The organism is Flavihumibacter petaseus NBRC 106054 (genome assembly GCF_000974785.1).
Lineage (GTDB): Bacteria > Bacteroidota > Bacteroidia > Chitinophagales > Chitinophagaceae > Flavihumibacter > Flavihumibacter petaseus.
Window position 1 is genome coordinate 2,233,340 of sequence record NZ_BBWV01000001.1, and the last position, 15,883, is coordinate 2,249,222.

Here is a 15,883-nt window from a genome sequence, read left to right on the forward strand (position 1 = left end):
AAGAATCAACGGAAGGGAACGGAAGCGTTCCCTTCTTCTATTTCCATGACAAACGAGACACTGATTAAGGAAGTCAGCCAGTTCCTGGAGGAATTGCTGAAAGAGGAGCCGGAATATTTCCTGGTGGAACTCCGTGTGAAGCCAACCAACAACATCAAAGTGTTCCTGGACGCTGATAATGGGGTGAGCATCGCCCGGTGTGCCTACTATAACCGTGCCCTTTACAAAAAGATCGAAGAAGCCGGCTGGTTTCCGGAGGGGGATTTTTCTCTTGAAGTTTCCTCGCCGGGGCTGGATGAGCCATTGAAAATGTGGCGCCAGTACAAGAAAAACCAGGGCAGGATGGCCGAGGTGACCCTCCATGACGGCGCGAAACTATCGGGCCTGCTCCAGGAAATCACGGAGGATGGTATCGTTCTGGAAGAAACCAGGGGCAAAAACAAAAAGAAGGAAGTGGTAAATCACTCTTTATTATTTGATAATATCAAACAGACTAAAATTCAGGTAGTTTTCTAAATAGTTCTACAATGGCAAGTATCAATCTGATCGAAGCATTCCAGGATTTCAAAGAGGCGGAGAACATTGACCGCCCCACGATGATGAAAGTGGTGGAGGATGTGTTCAAGACCCTGCTCCGGAAAAAATATGGCGCCGACGACAACTTCGACGTTATCGTGAATGCGGAAAAAGGTGACCTCGAGATCGTGCGCAGGCGGACCATCGTGGAAGATGGCGCTGTTGAAGATCCGCTTGCGGAGATTGCCTACAGTGAAGCCAGGAAGATCGAGCCTGATTATGAAGTGGGTGAAGAGCTGTATGAAGAAGTTGAGATCCTTGATTTTGGCCGCAGGGCGATCCTGGCAGCCAAGCAGACACTTGCCAGCCGGATCAGCGACCTGAAAAAGAACGTACTGGTGAAGAAATACGGCGACCGTGTGGGAGAAATCACCAACGCTGAAGTTTACCAGGTCTGGAAAAAGGAAATCCTCCTGCTGGATGAGGAAGGCAATGAGCTGATCCTCCCGAAAAGCGAGCAGATTCCCCAGGACTATTTCAAGAAAGGAGAGACCATCCGCGCCGTGGTGAAGAAGGTGGAGTTAAAAAATAATTCCCCTGTGATCATTTTATCTCGCACCAGTCCGTCTTTCTTGGCTAAATTGCTTGAAATTGAAGTACCTGAGATCTTCGACGGTCTGATCGTGATCAAAAAAATCGTTCGCGAACCCGGTGAGCGTGCCAAAGTTGCTGTTGAATCTTATGATGACCGGATCGATCCCGTTGGTGCCTGCGTTGGAATGAAGGGCAGCCGGATTCACGGTATCGTACGCGAGCTGAAGAATGAAAACATCGACGTGATCAACTGGACCAACAACCAGCAATTGCTGATCCAGCGTTCGCTTACTCCCGCCAAGATCACCAGTATGGAACTGGATACTGAGAAGCGCCACGTCAACGTATTCCTTAAACCCGACCAGGTTAGCCTTGCCATCGGCCGTAAAGGGGTCAATATCAAACTGGCCCAGGAATTAACCGATCTGACGATCGATGTATTCCGCGACAATGAAGGTGAAGCCGAAGAGTATGATATCGACCTCGACGAATTCAGCGACGAGATCGATACATGGATCATTGATGAGCTGAAACGTATTGGTTGTGATACTGCACGCAGCGTTTTGGACCTTACAGTTGACGAATTAGAGAGAAGAACTGATCTCGAGCGTGAAACCATCGAAGAAGTGAAGCGCGTGGTGAAGGCCGAGTTTGAAAAAGAATAATATCTGTTTACTCAGAAAAATTAAATGGCAGAAACAACAACACCCAGATTAATGGCAGCCGCCAAGGAGTTCAACATCGGCAAGGATACGCTGGTGGACTTTTTGGCAAGCAAAGGTTTTGATCGTGAGGATCTGAAGCCCACGTCGAAGCTCACGGAGGACATGTACAATGCCCTCCAGCGTGAGTTTCAGGGAGACAAGGTGGCGAAGATCAAAAGCGATCAGATTGACCTGCCTAAAGGTTCACAGGAAAAGAAGAAACGCGAAGACGAAGAAGTGCTGTTCCGGAAGGAAGTGAAAAAGGTAGAGACGGCTAAAGAAGAAAAGCCTGTTGTAGTTGAAGCGCCGCGCCCCGAACCTGTGGAGGCGCCCGCACCTGAGCCCGAACCCGTTATTGAAAAGGCACCTGAACCACCGGTAGTGGCAGAGGTTCCCAAACCAGAAGCTCCTGCTCCGAAGGAAGAACCGGCGCCTGTTGAAATCAAAAAAGTGGAGCCAGTTTTACCGACCGGCCCGAAAATCATAGATAAGATTGACCTCTCGGCAATCGACTCTTCTACACGTCCGAAAAAGACATTCAAAAAAGTGGAAGAACCGGTTGCGCCCGAGGTTCAGCCCGAAAAGGCTGAAAAGGCTGAAACACCCCCGCCTCCGCCGGTCGAAGCGCCCGCTCCGCCACCTGTCGTTGCAGCGGAGGCACCGGCTCCGCCGGCCGCTCCGGAAGAGCCTTCAGCGCCCGTTGTTGAAAATATCCAGGCAGAACGCCTTACCGGCCCGAAAATCATGGGTAAAATCCAGCTGCCGGTTGATAGCGATACACGTCCCAAGCCCGGTGCAACGGCACAACAGGGTCAGGGCCAGGGTGCAGGCGCTGCTGACACGAAGCGCCAGCGGAAACGCATTCCGATAGACAAGAAGGGTGAGAATATCACCCGCCAGCAGGCTAGTGGTCACCAACAGGGTGGTTTCCGCGGCCCGGGACAGCAGGGTCAGCAGGGTGGTTTCCGCGGTCCCGGCCAACAGGGCCAGGGTGGTGGCAACCGCTTCCAGCGCCCCGGTGGTCAGCAGGGTGGCGGTCATGGACCTAACCGCGGACCTAACCGTGGTGGAGGCCGTCCCGCACCGCGTGAGGTCAAGGAGATTGATCAGAAAGAGATCCAGGAAAAGATCCGGCAGACACAGGCCAAGATGGCCGGTGGCAGCGGAAAAGGCCGCAGCGTGAAATCCCGTCGCCTTCGCGAGAAGCGCCAGGGTATGGCAGAACAGGAAGGCAACGAAATGCAGGATACTACACTGCAGGTAACTGAATTCATCAGCGTAAGCGAACTCGCCAGCCTGATGGATGTAGGCTATGCCGATGTTATCTCGAAGTGTATGAACCTGGGTATGATGGTGTCCATCAACCAGCGCCTTGATGCGGAAGTAATCGAACTGGTTGCCAGTGAATTCGGATTTAATGTTGAATTCATCGGCATCGACGATATGGAAGACATGGAAGACGAAGAAGTGGTGGATAGTCCGGAAGACCTGAAACCAAGGTCTCCGATCGTAACCATCATGGGTCACGTTGACCATGGTAAAACATCTTTGCTCGATTATATCCGGAGTGCCAACGTAGTTGCCGGTGAGGCCGGTGGTATCACCCAGCACATCGGTGCTTACACGGTGGACCTTCCGAACGAAAAGAAAATCACCTTCCTCGATACTCCTGGTCACGAAGCGTTTACGGCGATGCGTGCCCGTGGTGCCAAAATAACCGATATCGCGGTGATCGTGATCGCGGCTGACGATGCCGTGATGCCACAGACCAAGGAAGCCATCAGCCACGCACAGGCTGCCGGTGTTCCCATGATCTTTGCCATCAACAAAATTGATAAAGACGGGGCGAACCCGCAGAAAATATACGAGCAACTCTCCCAGATGAATATCCTGGTGGAAGAGTGGGGTGGTAAATTCCAAAGCCAGGAACTGAGTGCCAAAAAAGGCCTCAATGTTGACCTGCTCCTGGAAAAGATCCTCCTGGAAGCTGAATTGCTTGACCTGAAAGCTAATCCCGACCGCGAAGCCAATGGCTCGATCATTGAAGCGACCCTCGACAAGGGACGCGGCTATGTGACCACTGTGCTGGTTCAGAACGGAACACTCCAACAGGGTGACCTGGTGGTATCCGGTCAGTTCTATGGCCGGGTGAAAGCGATGTTCAACGAACGGAACAAACGACTTGATGATGCACCACCATCCACCCCGGTACTGATCCTGGGTCTCAGCGGTGCACCGCAGGCAGGTGAAACCTTCCGCGTATTTGAGGATGAAAGCGAAGCGAAAGAAGTCGCCGGCCGCAGGGCTCAGATCCTCCGCGAACAGGGTATCCGTACGAAGAAACACATCACGCTGGATGAAATTGGCCGCCGTCTGGCGCTGGGCAACTTCAAACAGCTTAACCTGATCATCAAGGGTGACGTGGACGGTTCCGTAGAAGCGTTGTCCGACTCCCTGATCAAGCAAAGTACCCAGGAGATCGCGGTAAGCGTTGTGCATAAAGCCGTGGGTGCCATCACTGAAAGTGACGTGCTTCTGGCCACAGCTTCCGATGCCATTGTGATCGGCTTTAACGTAAGGGCATCCAACCAGGCCGCCCGGATTGCCGAAAACGAAGGCGTACAGATCAAGACTTATAGCATCATCTATAACGCTATCGAAGAGATCCGTAGCGCGATGGAGGGCATGCTTGAGCCGAAAGTTCAGGAAAAAGAAGTGGCTACCGTGGAGATCCGTGAAGTGTACAAGTTTGACAAGGCTACCGTTGCGGGATGTTTCGTTACAGAAGGCAAGATCAAGCGCGACAGCAAGATCCGTCTCTTCCGCGATGGCGTACTCATCTACCCCCGTACAGAAGGTGCTTTTGCTGAACTGGGCAGCCTGAAGCGTTTTAAAGACGATGTGAAGGAAGTGAACAACAACTATGAGTGCGGTCTCACGATCAAGAATTTCGCCGATATCCAGGTGGGTGACACCATCGTGGCCATCGAGGAAGAAGAAGTGAAGAGAACCCTCTGATCGGTAACAGGTCTATCTTTTTGTTAAAACCATCATCAATAGAAACAGGAGCGCGTCTCCTGTTTTAATTTGGTGCCTGCGATAACCCCAATATGAAGCGATTTTTATCCATTTACTCCCTGGCTTCGGCATTGCTGACCATGACTGCCTTCTGCCTGAATGCCTCCTCCGCAACTGCGCAGGATACTACGGCAAAAACCAGTACAGATACTGCCGCCGTTGCTGCCACAGGTTCCGTTCACAAAGTGGTTGCCGATAAAATCATTGGCGTGGTGGGGGATAAGATCATCCTGCAGTCTGATATCAATAACGCTATACTTGACGCGCAACGGCAACAGCAACAAAACCAGGGACAGGTACGCGTACCGACTTCCTGTGACGTGATGGAAGCTGCCCTGGCCCAGAAAGCCCTGGTGCTGCAGTCTGAAAAGGATTCCATTCCCATCAGCGAGGAAGAGATAGAAGCACTTCTTGACAACCAGATCAGGGGCTTCATCCAGATGTATGGCAGCAAAGATGCCCTGGAGCAGATTGCCGGCCGTACAGTATACCAGATCAAGGAAGATTTCCGTACCTCCTTTAAAGAACGCAAGCAGGCAGAGGAAATGCGTAAGAAAATCGTCTCTACGGTCAAAATAACCCCAACGGAAGTGAAGGATTATTTTGAAAAGATCCCCGTGGACAAACTGCCTTTTTACGAGATGGAGATCGAGGTAGGGGAGATCGTCGCTTATCCGAAAGCGAGCCGTGACCTTGAATTACTGGCTATTGAAGAGCTAAACGATTTCAAAAAACAGGTAGAAAGCGGTTCGAAGAAATTTGAGACCCTGGCAAGCCTCTATACAGATGACCCCGGCAGTAAACAGACAGGCGGCATGTACAATATTAACCGTACGGAAAAAGCCTGGGACCCTGCATTTATCGCCAATGCCTTCCGGCTGAAGGAGGGGCAGGTTTCACCGGTATTCAAATCAAAATTCGGTTACCACATTATTCAGATGGTCAGCCGTGCCGGAGATGATGCTACCGTGCGGCATATCCTGAAAATCCCCCAGATTACTGATACCGAAACCAATGAAGTGATCGCCAAGCTGGATTCCGTCCGGAGCCGCCTGACGAGCGGAACACTGACTTTCGGGGAGGCAGTATCCCGGTACAGTGATGCCGACGAAGCTAAATTCACCGGTGGTATGCGGCAATGTGGCAATGGTTCAACTTGTACGATCGATCAGCTGGACAAAGACCTGGTGCTTGGCCTGAAAGATCTGAAACCGGGCGAATTTTCCGCCCCCCGGGCCTTTACTGACGAACGGGGAAAAAAATCGGTAAGGATCATTTACCTGAAAAGCCGTACTGAACCTCACCGCGAAAACCTGAAGGACGACTATAACAAGATTGCTGAACGGGCCCTGGATATCAAGCAGGCCGAGGCAGTGGAAAAGTGGTTCAACAGCAAAATCCCGACATTTTATCTCCAGATTGATAGTGATTTCAATAGTTGCCCGCAACTGAACACCTGGATGCAGAACATTACGAAAAACCAGTAATTCATCACTCCTTTCGAAATAACCAAAGCCGCCACCGGGCGGCTTTTCCATTTGCCGGAGGCGCTCGATAAACCGCAAAACTTTGATTATATTGAGCAATGATCGCCACGAGCCAGTCTGCTATCAAGAAAGACCAGCACATCCCTTACCGTTTTGTATCGGATGAAAGTTCGCTCGTATTGCAATGCTCTGATACACTCATCCAGCTATCCGGTCATGATCCCTCATCACGGAAGACTCCCATCGATTCATTGGTTCATCTTGATTCCAATGCCAGCAAAGCATTGAGGATCGCAACCCGGTTCAGGGAACCCGTCTGTTTTCGCGCTTCTGTCAGGATCCGGGAAGAAAGCCTGCTCCCTGTATACTGGACAGTGATCCCGGAGGAAGGTCAATACCAATGGTACGGTTTTCCTGCATCAGAAAAAGACAGGGTGGAAGGCCGGCTAAAGGAACTCGAACTGATCGTCGCGTCCTTTCATGATATCGTATTCGAACTTGACCGTCATGGCAACTGCCTGAACTTCTGGGTGCGTGATCCTTCGAAATTATATGTGCAGCCATCAGCATTTCTCGGTAAGGATATCCGCATCACCATCCGGAATTATTTCACGCCATTGGCAGACCTCCTGCTGGGTGGAGTGGAGGATTGTTTCAACGGAAAACAGAATGGCCAGGTAGAATACCAGTTACCGGGAACCATGCAATGGTTTGCCTGCCGCTTTACACCGGTATTATCCCCGGACAGCGAGATCGTCGGTATGCTCATCATCATCACGGATATTACCAGCCAGCGGAAGCTGGAGAACAGTCTCCGGGAAAGTGAGCAGCAATACCGCGATCTGTTTGAGAATGCCAATGATATTATTTACATCGTGGAGCTGAACAGCAATATCATCTCCATGAACAGGATGGCTGAAGCCTTACTGGAATATAATGAAGAAGAAATGCTTGGACGCTCCTCCCACCTCTTCTTTGCCCCTGAAAAACTGGGCGAAGCGATCAAACAGGGAAGGCTGAAAGCGGAACGGCATACCAATACGACGATATACGAATCAGAATTCATCTCCCGCAGTGGTAAAAGAATCGCAGTTGAGATCAGCTCGCGCCTGATCGTTAAGGAGGGTGTACCGGTTGGTATCCACGTTACCGCAAGAGACATTACGCATCAGAAGATCTCGCAGCAGGAGCTGGCAAAAAGTGAAGCGCGATTCCGCTTCCTGTCGGAATATGCCCGCGACATGATCTGCCTTCACCGCCCCAACGGCGATTATGTGTATGTTTCTCCGGCCTCAAAAAGCCTGTTGGGGTACGAGCCGGAAGAACTCGTTAACCGCTCGCCTTACGAGTACTTTCACCCTGATGATTCTGCCATTTCGCTTCGTGACACCCTTCAGCTGATCCTCCTGGGCATTGAATCGCCTTCTACCCAATACCGCTTCAGGCATAAGGATGGCTCCTGGGTGTGGCTGGAGTCTGTTGCCAAACCGATCATGGATCATGGCGAGGTGATGTATATCCAGACCAATTCAAGAGATATCTCGGAAAGGAAGCGTTCAGAACAGTTACTGGTAGAAAAGGACCGACTCTCATCGGCACTGGCCCATGCCTCACGGTTACTGTTACGCGAAATTCCGATGGAGCAGGTGCTGGACCAGTCCTTCCCCGTAATGGGCGATGCTATGCAGGTCGAAAGTCTGTTTTATTTCAGTGAAGATGGTGCGCATGCGCACCAGTTCCATATCTGGTGCAGAAACAAAGTGCTTACCCCGCAGGAGAAATCAGTGCTGTGTGAAGGCGCCGCTGCCCTGCTGACTGGTCAGGTGGCCGAATACCATATCAGCACCGAAAATAATACGCGCCGTAAACAATGGATGTCATCCGTAGGATATAAATCCCTGCTGGTGGCACCTATCTCAACACCAGATGGCAGCTGGGGTATTATTGGTTGCGGACACAAACAGGAAGAGAAGCGCTGGAGCATGAACGTCCGCAACTCGCTCATCACTTTCGCATCTTCCATCAGCAGTGTGGTGGAGAAAAACCGGCATGATGTGCAGCTGCGCCAAAGCGAGGAATGGTTCCGCACACTCTTTCGTAACTCGCTCGACATTGTTTTCCTGGTGGATTCCAGCGGAAGACTGACCTATGCCACCCCAAGCCTTGAAGCCAACCTGGGCTACAAGGAAGCAGATCTGTTGGGGGAGTTCTGCCGCACGATCATTCATCCCGAAGAAAAGAAGTCATTCAATAACGCCATCAGGAAACTGGCTGCCGATCCTGTACATGAACTCGTGTTACCCCTGCGGGTACTGCACTCCAACGGGCGATGGTGCTGGATGGAAATGAAAGGGCAGAGTAAACTCAATGATCCAAATATCAGGGGGATACTGCTCAGCCTGCGCGATATCACCGAATATATTGAAATTGAAAACACACTGAAGCAATACAGCGATAAGATCACCAGTATGCTGCATAGCATTACTGACGGATTTATCGCCCTTGGTCCCGATTTCCGGATTACCATGTTCAATAATGTGGCGCAGGACATGCTACACCAGGTCAACGGGCTGCGAGTGGGTGAAAGCGCCTGGGAACTATTTCCTGATGCGACCACATCCGACAGCTTCTACTACCTAAATAAAGCGGTCACAGAAAATCGTACGATACGCTACGAGCAGTATGTTGAATCGCTCCACCGGTGGTTTGACGTGAGTGCATTCCCATATGAAGACGGCCTCTTTATCTATTTCAAAGATGCGACGGATAAAAAACACCAGGAAAGCCTGTTGCAGATTGAAAAAGAAGTGCTTGAAATGCATGCCGGGTCAGAGGCGGACCTGGCGGATATTGCAGATCATCTTTTGCGCCGGCTGGAAGAGCTTTGCCGGCATATGCTGGGTGCCATCTGTCTCGTAAAACACAATGGCAGGGAGTCTGTTTTCCTGGCTGCGCCCAGTATGCCTCCCGGTTTCAAAGACTGGATTAACACTACGCCCCTTGATCCTGCGCTGACTACCTGTGGCAGGGCCATGATTCAACGGCAGCCCGTCGAAATACATGATATGGCATCCAGTGACCTTGCCGAAGATACCAGGATGTCTGCAGCAGCCATGGGCATCAAGGCAACCTGGTCAATTCCCATCATCAGCAGTTCAAGTGAGGTACTCGGTATCCTGAGCCTGTATTTCAAGCAGGCGCGTGCACCACTTCCTGATGAAAAATGGATTATCACCCGCGCCCTTCATACATTCACCATGATCATGGAAAACAGGCAGGCAGCAGAAAGGCTCCGGATCAGCAATGAACGGTACCTGCTGGCTACAAGGGCCGCCAATGAAGCGATCTGGGACTGGGATGCGGAACAGCAAGTGTCTTTCTGGGGCGAGGGATTTAAAACACTTTTCGGTTATCCGTCTGAGTTTTATCCAGGCTCCTCCATGAACTGGGAAAACAAAATACACCCTGACGACCGGGAACGCGTACTGGCGAATATTACCCAATATACTTCAGGAGGGAAGAAGGGGTTGTTCACGGCTGAATACCGCTTCCTGAAAGCTGATGGCACTTATGCTCAGGTGATTGACAAGGGTTATTGCCTGTACGATCAACATGGTAAAGTGATCAGGATGATCGGTTCCTGCGAAGATGTCACCGAACGGAAAACGATGGAGGAGCAACTGCTTCAGCAGGAAATTCACAAACAGCAACAGATCGCGCAGGCGGTGGTGGACGTTCAGGAATCAGAAAGGGCCGAGATCGGGAAAGAACTGCATGACAATGTCAACCAGTTGCTGAGTACTGCCAAATTGTTCCTTGAGGTGGCGGAAAATGATAATTCCATTCAACGTCAGATGATCCGCCGGAGTTCGGATACAATTATGAGCGCGATTAACGAAATCCGAAAAATCAGCCGTTCGCTCATGCCGGCGAGTGTCAGTGACCTGGGACTGATCTCTTCCGTAAATGATCTTGTACAGAATATCCACCTGACCAAACAGCTGGAAATAAGTTTTAAATACGATCCGAACCTCGACCTCCTGTTACACCCCAAGCAAAAACTGATGCTGTTCCGCATCATACAGGAACAGGCGAATAATGTGCTCAAGCACGCAAGGGCTACCCAACTTATTATTGCTATCTTCCCACAGCCCAAAATAATCCGGTTGGAGATAACAGATAATGGAATAGGTTTCGATTTAACCACTGCTAAACTAAAAGATGGCGTAGGTTTGTCGAATATTCTCAGCCGGGCGGCCATCTTTAACGGCGAGGTTCAGGTAAATACCGCCCCGGGAAAAGGCTGCCAGCTGATTATTGATTTGCCCGTGACCCTAACAAAAGCAGAGTAACATGAGTAAGGTATCCATCATGATTGTTGATGATCATAAACTGATCCGGGAAACCTGGAGTTTTATTCTGGGCAGCGATCCGCGCTTTGAGGTGATCGCCGAATGCGGCGATCCGGAAGAAGCTATTGAAATGGCCAAAATGCGACAACCTCATATCGTGCTGATGGATATCAATATGTCGCCAATCAGCGGTTTCGATGCAACAGAGCAGATCCGGCGGTTTTCACCTGAAACCAAGGTTATCGGTGTCTCCATGCATTCGCAACCTGCCTATGCCCGGAAGATGCTTCAGGTAGGGGCACAGGGTTATGTGACCAAGAACAGCAGTAAAGATGAGATGGTTAAAGCGATCCTGGAAGTGGATAAGGGCAATAAATACATTTGTGACGAGATCCGGCATATCATTTCAGGCCAGCTGAATGACGCGGAGAATGAAGGACCGGATATCCAGAGCCTCACGGAACGCGAGATCCAGATCATCCATTTTATCAAGGCTGGCAATTCGTCCAAAGAAATCGCCCAGCAATTGGATATTTCTCTGAAAACTGTTGAAGTTCACCGGCATAACATTCTCAAAAAACTGAAGCTGAAAAATGCCGCTGCCCTTGTAAATTTTATCAACAGCAACCCCAGTTTGTACTAAATATTATCTATTTTCGCCATCTCAACTGTCGGAATATGATTTTCTAATTCTGGCGGTAGGCTCAGGCCTCCGTTTTTTCGTCCTCCCCGGACCTTGCCGGTATCCTCATGGGTAACGGGTTTTTTATTTTTCACCTTTTTTCTTTTTCAAATGACTGTTAAGGAATCATCTGCCGTAACTGTTGGCAGTATCTATAATTTAATCAGATCGTCGCTGCGCGGTGAGGCGCAGGACTATACCCAGGGGAGTATTCGCCGTGCGGTATTCATGCTCGCAATTCCCATGATTCTCGAAATGGGAATGGAGAGCGTATTTGCTGTGGTTGACCTCTATTTTGTAGGCCGTTTGCCCGACAGCAGCCATAATATCCAGACTGTCGGCCTTACCGAATCGGTATTGTCATTGATCTATTCCCTGGCGATAGGCATCAGTATGGCGGCTACAGCAATGGTTGCAAGGCGGGTGGGTGAAAAGGATGCGAAAGCAGCTGCCCATGCGGCGATGCAGGCACTTTGGCTGTCTGCCGCAATAACCGTGGTGATCAGTATCATCGGTTTGTGGCTGGCGCCGGATATTCTCCGGTGGATGGGAGCAGACCCGGAGACTGTCCGTCGCGGTACCCCGTATACCCGTCTCATGATGGGCGGTAGCCTGGTGATCATGCTGCTTTTCCTGATCAATGGAATCTTCCGGGGGGCCGGTGATGCATCCATGGCGATGAAGAGCCTTTGGATCGCCAATATATGCAACATCATCTTCTGCCCGCTGTTCATCCTGGGTTGGGGGCCGTTCCCGGCGCTTGGCCTTTTCGGTGCGGCAGTAGCGACAACGCTTGGGCGTGGGATCGGGGTGGCATACCAACTGTATCACTTGCTGGGCGGCCGTTCACAGATCAAACTAGACCTGCGGCATGACTGGAAGCCTGATTTTAAAGTGATCCGTTCACTGGTCAATATTGCCGCTCCGGGTACTTTGCAATTCATAATCGGTTCCTGCAGCTGGATCTTCCTGGCCAGGCTGGTTGCGGAAACCGGGCATGCGGAAGCATCTGCAGGTTATCAGACCGCCATACGGATCCTGATTTTTTTTCTGCTTCCTGCCTGGGGCATGTCCAATGCTGCCGCTACGCTGGTAGGGCAGAACCTGGGCGCAAAACAGCCTGACCGGGCTGCCCGTTCTGTAATGGTCACGGCACGGTACAACACGATCTTTATGGCGGTTGTCATGCTGTTTTTTCTGGTTGCGGCAGACTGGGTAGTCGGTTTTTTCGCGCGTGACCCGGCTATCAGGAGTATTGGTGTTCAGGCTTTGCGGGTTATCAGCGCCGGCTATATTTTCTATGGCATTGGCATGGTGATGGCAAATGCATTCAATGGCGCAGGTGACACAAAAACGCCAACCTGGATTAACCTTTTCGGATTCTGGCTGTTCCAGATCCCTTTGGCTTATTTGCTGGCGAAATACCTGAACTGGGGTCCGCTAGGCGTATTTGTGGCAATTCCGGTAGCCGAAACGGCGATTTCCCTGGCCGCCTGGTATCTTTTCCGGAAGGGCAAATGGAAAACGGTTAGCATTTAAGCCGTAGATATACTAAATTCAGGAAGTAAACGTTACATCCTGGAAAGGTAGATGGCCTATGAAGACGCTGACAACTGTTTTGAAATCCCTGCTGGTAATCCTGGCTTTTAACCTGCCTGTTTACACCAAAGGCAATCCCGTTATCTGGAACCGGCAACTCGCGCTGGAAGGTGATTCGATATACCGCAGCCTGGATCTTTCCGGCGAAGGGTTGTCGAAAAAAGCCTTTCAACTGGCGTGGAAAGGCTATTGTGTACTACGTAAAAAGGGCATGCTGGAACGGACAGATATCCTCACGATCTGCGATTTCAGCCAATCTTCCCGCAATAAACGGCTATATATAATTGACCTGATGAATGGTGAACTGCTGATGCGCACCTATGTGGCGCATGGCCGGAACTCTGGCGGTGAATTTGCCCGCCGGTTTTCCAACCGGGCTGAATCCCATCAGAGCAGTCTCGGATTTTATGTTACCCGACAGACCTATGTAGGGGAACATGGACTTTCCCTGCGGATTAATGGCCTTGAAAAAGGATTCAATGATCGGGCATTGCGCCGCAATATTGTAGTTCATGGTTCGGGGTATACTGGTCCGGATTTCCTGGAAAACAATAAATTCTGCGGTCGGAGTTATGGCTGCCCGGCTGTACCGGAGCTGGAGTCGCAGGCCGTTATTGACATGATCAAAGACGGTACCTGCCTGTTTATTTATCACCCGACTTCGAAATACCTTACCTCGTCCCGGATTCTCAACACCAAAAAGGTTTGAGTATTTACGTGGCTAAACTGCTGCGACATAACCGATCAGCATGGATAGGATTCCCGTGCTGAAACCGATCAGCAATTCTTTCACAGTATGTGCCTGTACCATCAGCCTTGCAGTGCCGGTGAGCCCAGCGATGAGGAGCGCTAAAGCAAGGGGCATTCCCATCGGAATCAGACTTTGCCAGGCCATGATGGTAAAGAAGGTAACAAGGATGCCCATGGCAATGCCATGAAGGCTCAGTTTCATGAAGTTGTTCAGGGTCAAGGCAATAATACTGGAAACGAATACTGCACATAGCATCTGGGTCAGTTCAGGCGGATTATCACCCTGCTTCCGGATAACATAAAAGACCCAGAAATAGAAAACCATGGAAGCCACGATCGGTATTATCCTGTCTCGCATGGTTGGTAGCCGGATACTGCTGATAAAACCGAGCTGTTTCAGCAGCATAACAGTAAATGCCGGAAAAAAACAGGTGCTGATCACCACCTGCAGCAACTTCAATATTTTGAAACCTGCCGAGGCACCGACAAATGCAAAAGGATGCACATACAACAGGAATGCTGTAATGTAACCGGGAATAAAAAGGGGATGAAAAATAATGGAGATGAATTCTCCCAGAATCTTATCGAATGGCCTGATGGCGGTGTCGGTCATCATAATTCCTTTCTCAAGCGGGCAACGGGAATATTTAATTGTTCCCTGTATTTCGCAACGGTCCTTCTTGCAATGTTATAACCTTTTTCCTGTAATAGCTCTGTAAGTCTTTCATCGCTGAGCGGTTTCCGTTTGTTTTCACCGCCTACCATATCACTGAGGATCTTTTTTACCTCCCGGGTCGACACCTCTTCGCCACTTTCCGTGCTCAGGCTTTCACTGAAAAAGAATTTCAGCCGGTACGTGCCAAACTCGGTCTGCACGAATTTGCTGTTCGCAACACGGCTTACGGTCGAGATGTCCAGACCGGTGCGTTCAGCAATGTCCTTCAGGATCATGGGCCGCATGGTCGTCTCGTCACCGGTGAGGAAAAATTCCTGCTGGTAGTCGAGTATGGTTTGCATGGTCATCATCAGGGTTTGCTGCCGCTGCTTTATAGCATCAATGAACCATTTGGCTGCATCAATTTTCTGTTTGATAAAGAGGACAGCTTCTTTCTGGCGCTTGTCTTTTTTGCTGCTTTTATCATACTCCTTCAGCATGTCACGATACCCTTCGCTGATGCGGAGATCCGGGGCGTTTTTACTGTTGAGTGTCAGTTCCAGCTTACCGGCATTATTGAAGATGAAGAAGTCAGGGATCACATAGCTTTCGGCTTTGTTCACTTCGCCAACATTGCCACCGGGTTTGGGATTCAGCTTAATGATCTGCTGAATGATGTCGCGCAGTTCCTCGTCATTGATGTTCAGTCCGCGCTGGATCTTGTCGTAATGCTTTTTAGTGAACTCGTCGAAATAGCGGGTAAGAATTTCAATGGCCTGTTGCACTGTGTGGCCTTCATTGCGTCTTCTGTCAAGCTGCAGCAGGAGGCACTCCTGGAGGTCACGTGCAGCAACGCCCGGAGGATCAAAATGCTGGATCAGCTGGATCAGTTCTTCAATTTCCCCTTCGCTGGCTTCGATATTCTGGCGGAAAGCGAGATCGTCCTGGATGGATGCTGTCTCCCTGCGGAGATAGCCATCATCATCAATGCTGCCAACGATCTGTTCGGCAATCTTTCTTTTGCGTTCATCCAGGGTGAGCATACCAAGCTGGTCGGCCAGCATGTCGTGCAGGGTGGATTCTACTTTAAAGGGCATTACCTGTTTGTCGTCCAGCTCGGGATAATTATCATCACGCATACGATAATCGGCAATTTCATCATCTCCATCATGCACATATTCGCTGATGTCTATTTTATCGTAATCTTCTTCAGAACCTTCCGCTTCATAGTCCTCTTCTCCTGATTCAAATTCATCCCGTGGTTCATCGAAGCCATCGTCACTGTCTTCGTCGCTTTGCTCCAATGCCGGATTTTCTTCGAGCTCCTCCTTTATCCTTTCCTCCAGGTTAGCAGTTGGTACCTGCAGCAGCTTCATGAGTTGAATCTGCTGGGGTGACAGCTTCTGCAGTAACTTCTGTTGTAAACTTTGACTTAATGCCATTTGTTAGGGTTTATGGCAGTCCCG

10 protein-coding genes are annotated in these 15,883 nt (G+C 50.3%); 8 read left to right on the forward strand and 2 right to left on the reverse strand.

The genetic code is table 11. The annotated features are described in order from the left end of the window. Nucleotides 1-45 precede the first annotated feature (45 nt). From FPE01S_RS09265 to FPE01S_RS09300, 8 genes are all read left to right on the forward strand, one after another. Entirely contained in the window at nucleotides 46-516 is a 471-nt protein-coding gene (locus FPE01S_RS09265) for an LSm family protein (protein WP_046368398.1), read from the forward strand. Between the two features lie 11 nt (nucleotides 517-527). Further along, nucleotides 528-1,775 (forward strand): transcription termination factor NusA, encoded by a 1,248-nt coding sequence (nusA, locus tag FPE01S_RS09270; protein ID WP_046368399.1) that lies wholly within the window; start codon nucleotides 528-530, stop codon nucleotides 1,773-1,775. Nucleotides 1,776-1,826: 51 nt separating this feature from the next. Continuing rightward, nucleotides 1,827-4,832 (forward strand): translation initiation factor IF-2, encoded by a 3,006-nt coding sequence (gene infB, locus FPE01S_RS09275; RefSeq protein WP_245623967.1) that lies wholly within the window; start codon nucleotides 1,827-1,829, stop codon nucleotides 4,830-4,832. A gap of 92 nt (nucleotides 4,833-4,924) precedes the next feature. Next, complete coding sequence (locus FPE01S_RS09280; protein WP_245623968.1) at nucleotides 4,925-6,379, forward strand: peptidylprolyl isomerase; 1,455 nt, start codon at nucleotides 4,925-4,927, stop codon at nucleotides 6,377-6,379. A 98-nt stretch (nucleotides 6,380-6,477) separates the two neighbouring features. Then, on the forward strand, nucleotides 6,478-10,731 hold the full coding sequence (locus FPE01S_RS09285) for a PAS domain S-box protein (RefSeq protein ID WP_046368401.1): 4,254 nt from the start codon (nucleotides 6,478-6,480) through the stop codon (nucleotides 10,729-10,731). Nucleotide 10,732: 1 nt separating this feature from the next. Next, on the forward strand, nucleotides 10,733-11,374 hold the full coding sequence (locus FPE01S_RS09290; RefSeq protein WP_046368402.1) for a response regulator: 642 nt from the start codon (nucleotides 10,733-10,735) through the stop codon (nucleotides 11,372-11,374). A gap of 150 nt (nucleotides 11,375-11,524) precedes the next feature. After that, on the forward strand, nucleotides 11,525-12,952 hold the full coding sequence (locus FPE01S_RS09295) for an MATE family efflux transporter (protein WP_046368403.1): 1,428 nt from the start codon (nucleotides 11,525-11,527) through the stop codon (nucleotides 12,950-12,952). A gap of 58 nt (nucleotides 12,953-13,010) precedes the next feature. Beyond that, complete coding sequence (locus FPE01S_RS09300; protein WP_046368404.1) at nucleotides 13,011-13,721, forward strand: murein L,D-transpeptidase catalytic domain family protein; 711 nt, start codon at nucleotides 13,011-13,013, stop codon at nucleotides 13,719-13,721. A 12-nt stretch (nucleotides 13,722-13,733) separates the two neighbouring features. On the opposite strand, the gene FPE01S_RS09305 is transcribed toward FPE01S_RS09300, so the two are convergent. Together FPE01S_RS09305 and rpoN are read right to left on the reverse strand one after the other, a co-directional pair. Beyond that, nucleotides 13,734-14,378 (reverse strand): hypothetical protein, encoded by a 645-nt coding sequence (locus tag FPE01S_RS09305; RefSeq protein WP_052955648.1) that lies wholly within the window; start codon nucleotides 14,376-14,378, stop codon nucleotides 13,734-13,736. Next, nucleotides 14,375-15,859 (reverse strand): RNA polymerase factor sigma-54, encoded by a 1,485-nt coding sequence (gene rpoN, locus FPE01S_RS09310; protein ID WP_046368405.1) that lies wholly within the window; start codon nucleotides 15,857-15,859, stop codon nucleotides 14,375-14,377. Before rpoN ends, FPE01S_RS09305 begins: the two co-directional genes overlap by 4 nt. Nucleotides 15,860-15,883 lie beyond the last annotated feature (24 nt).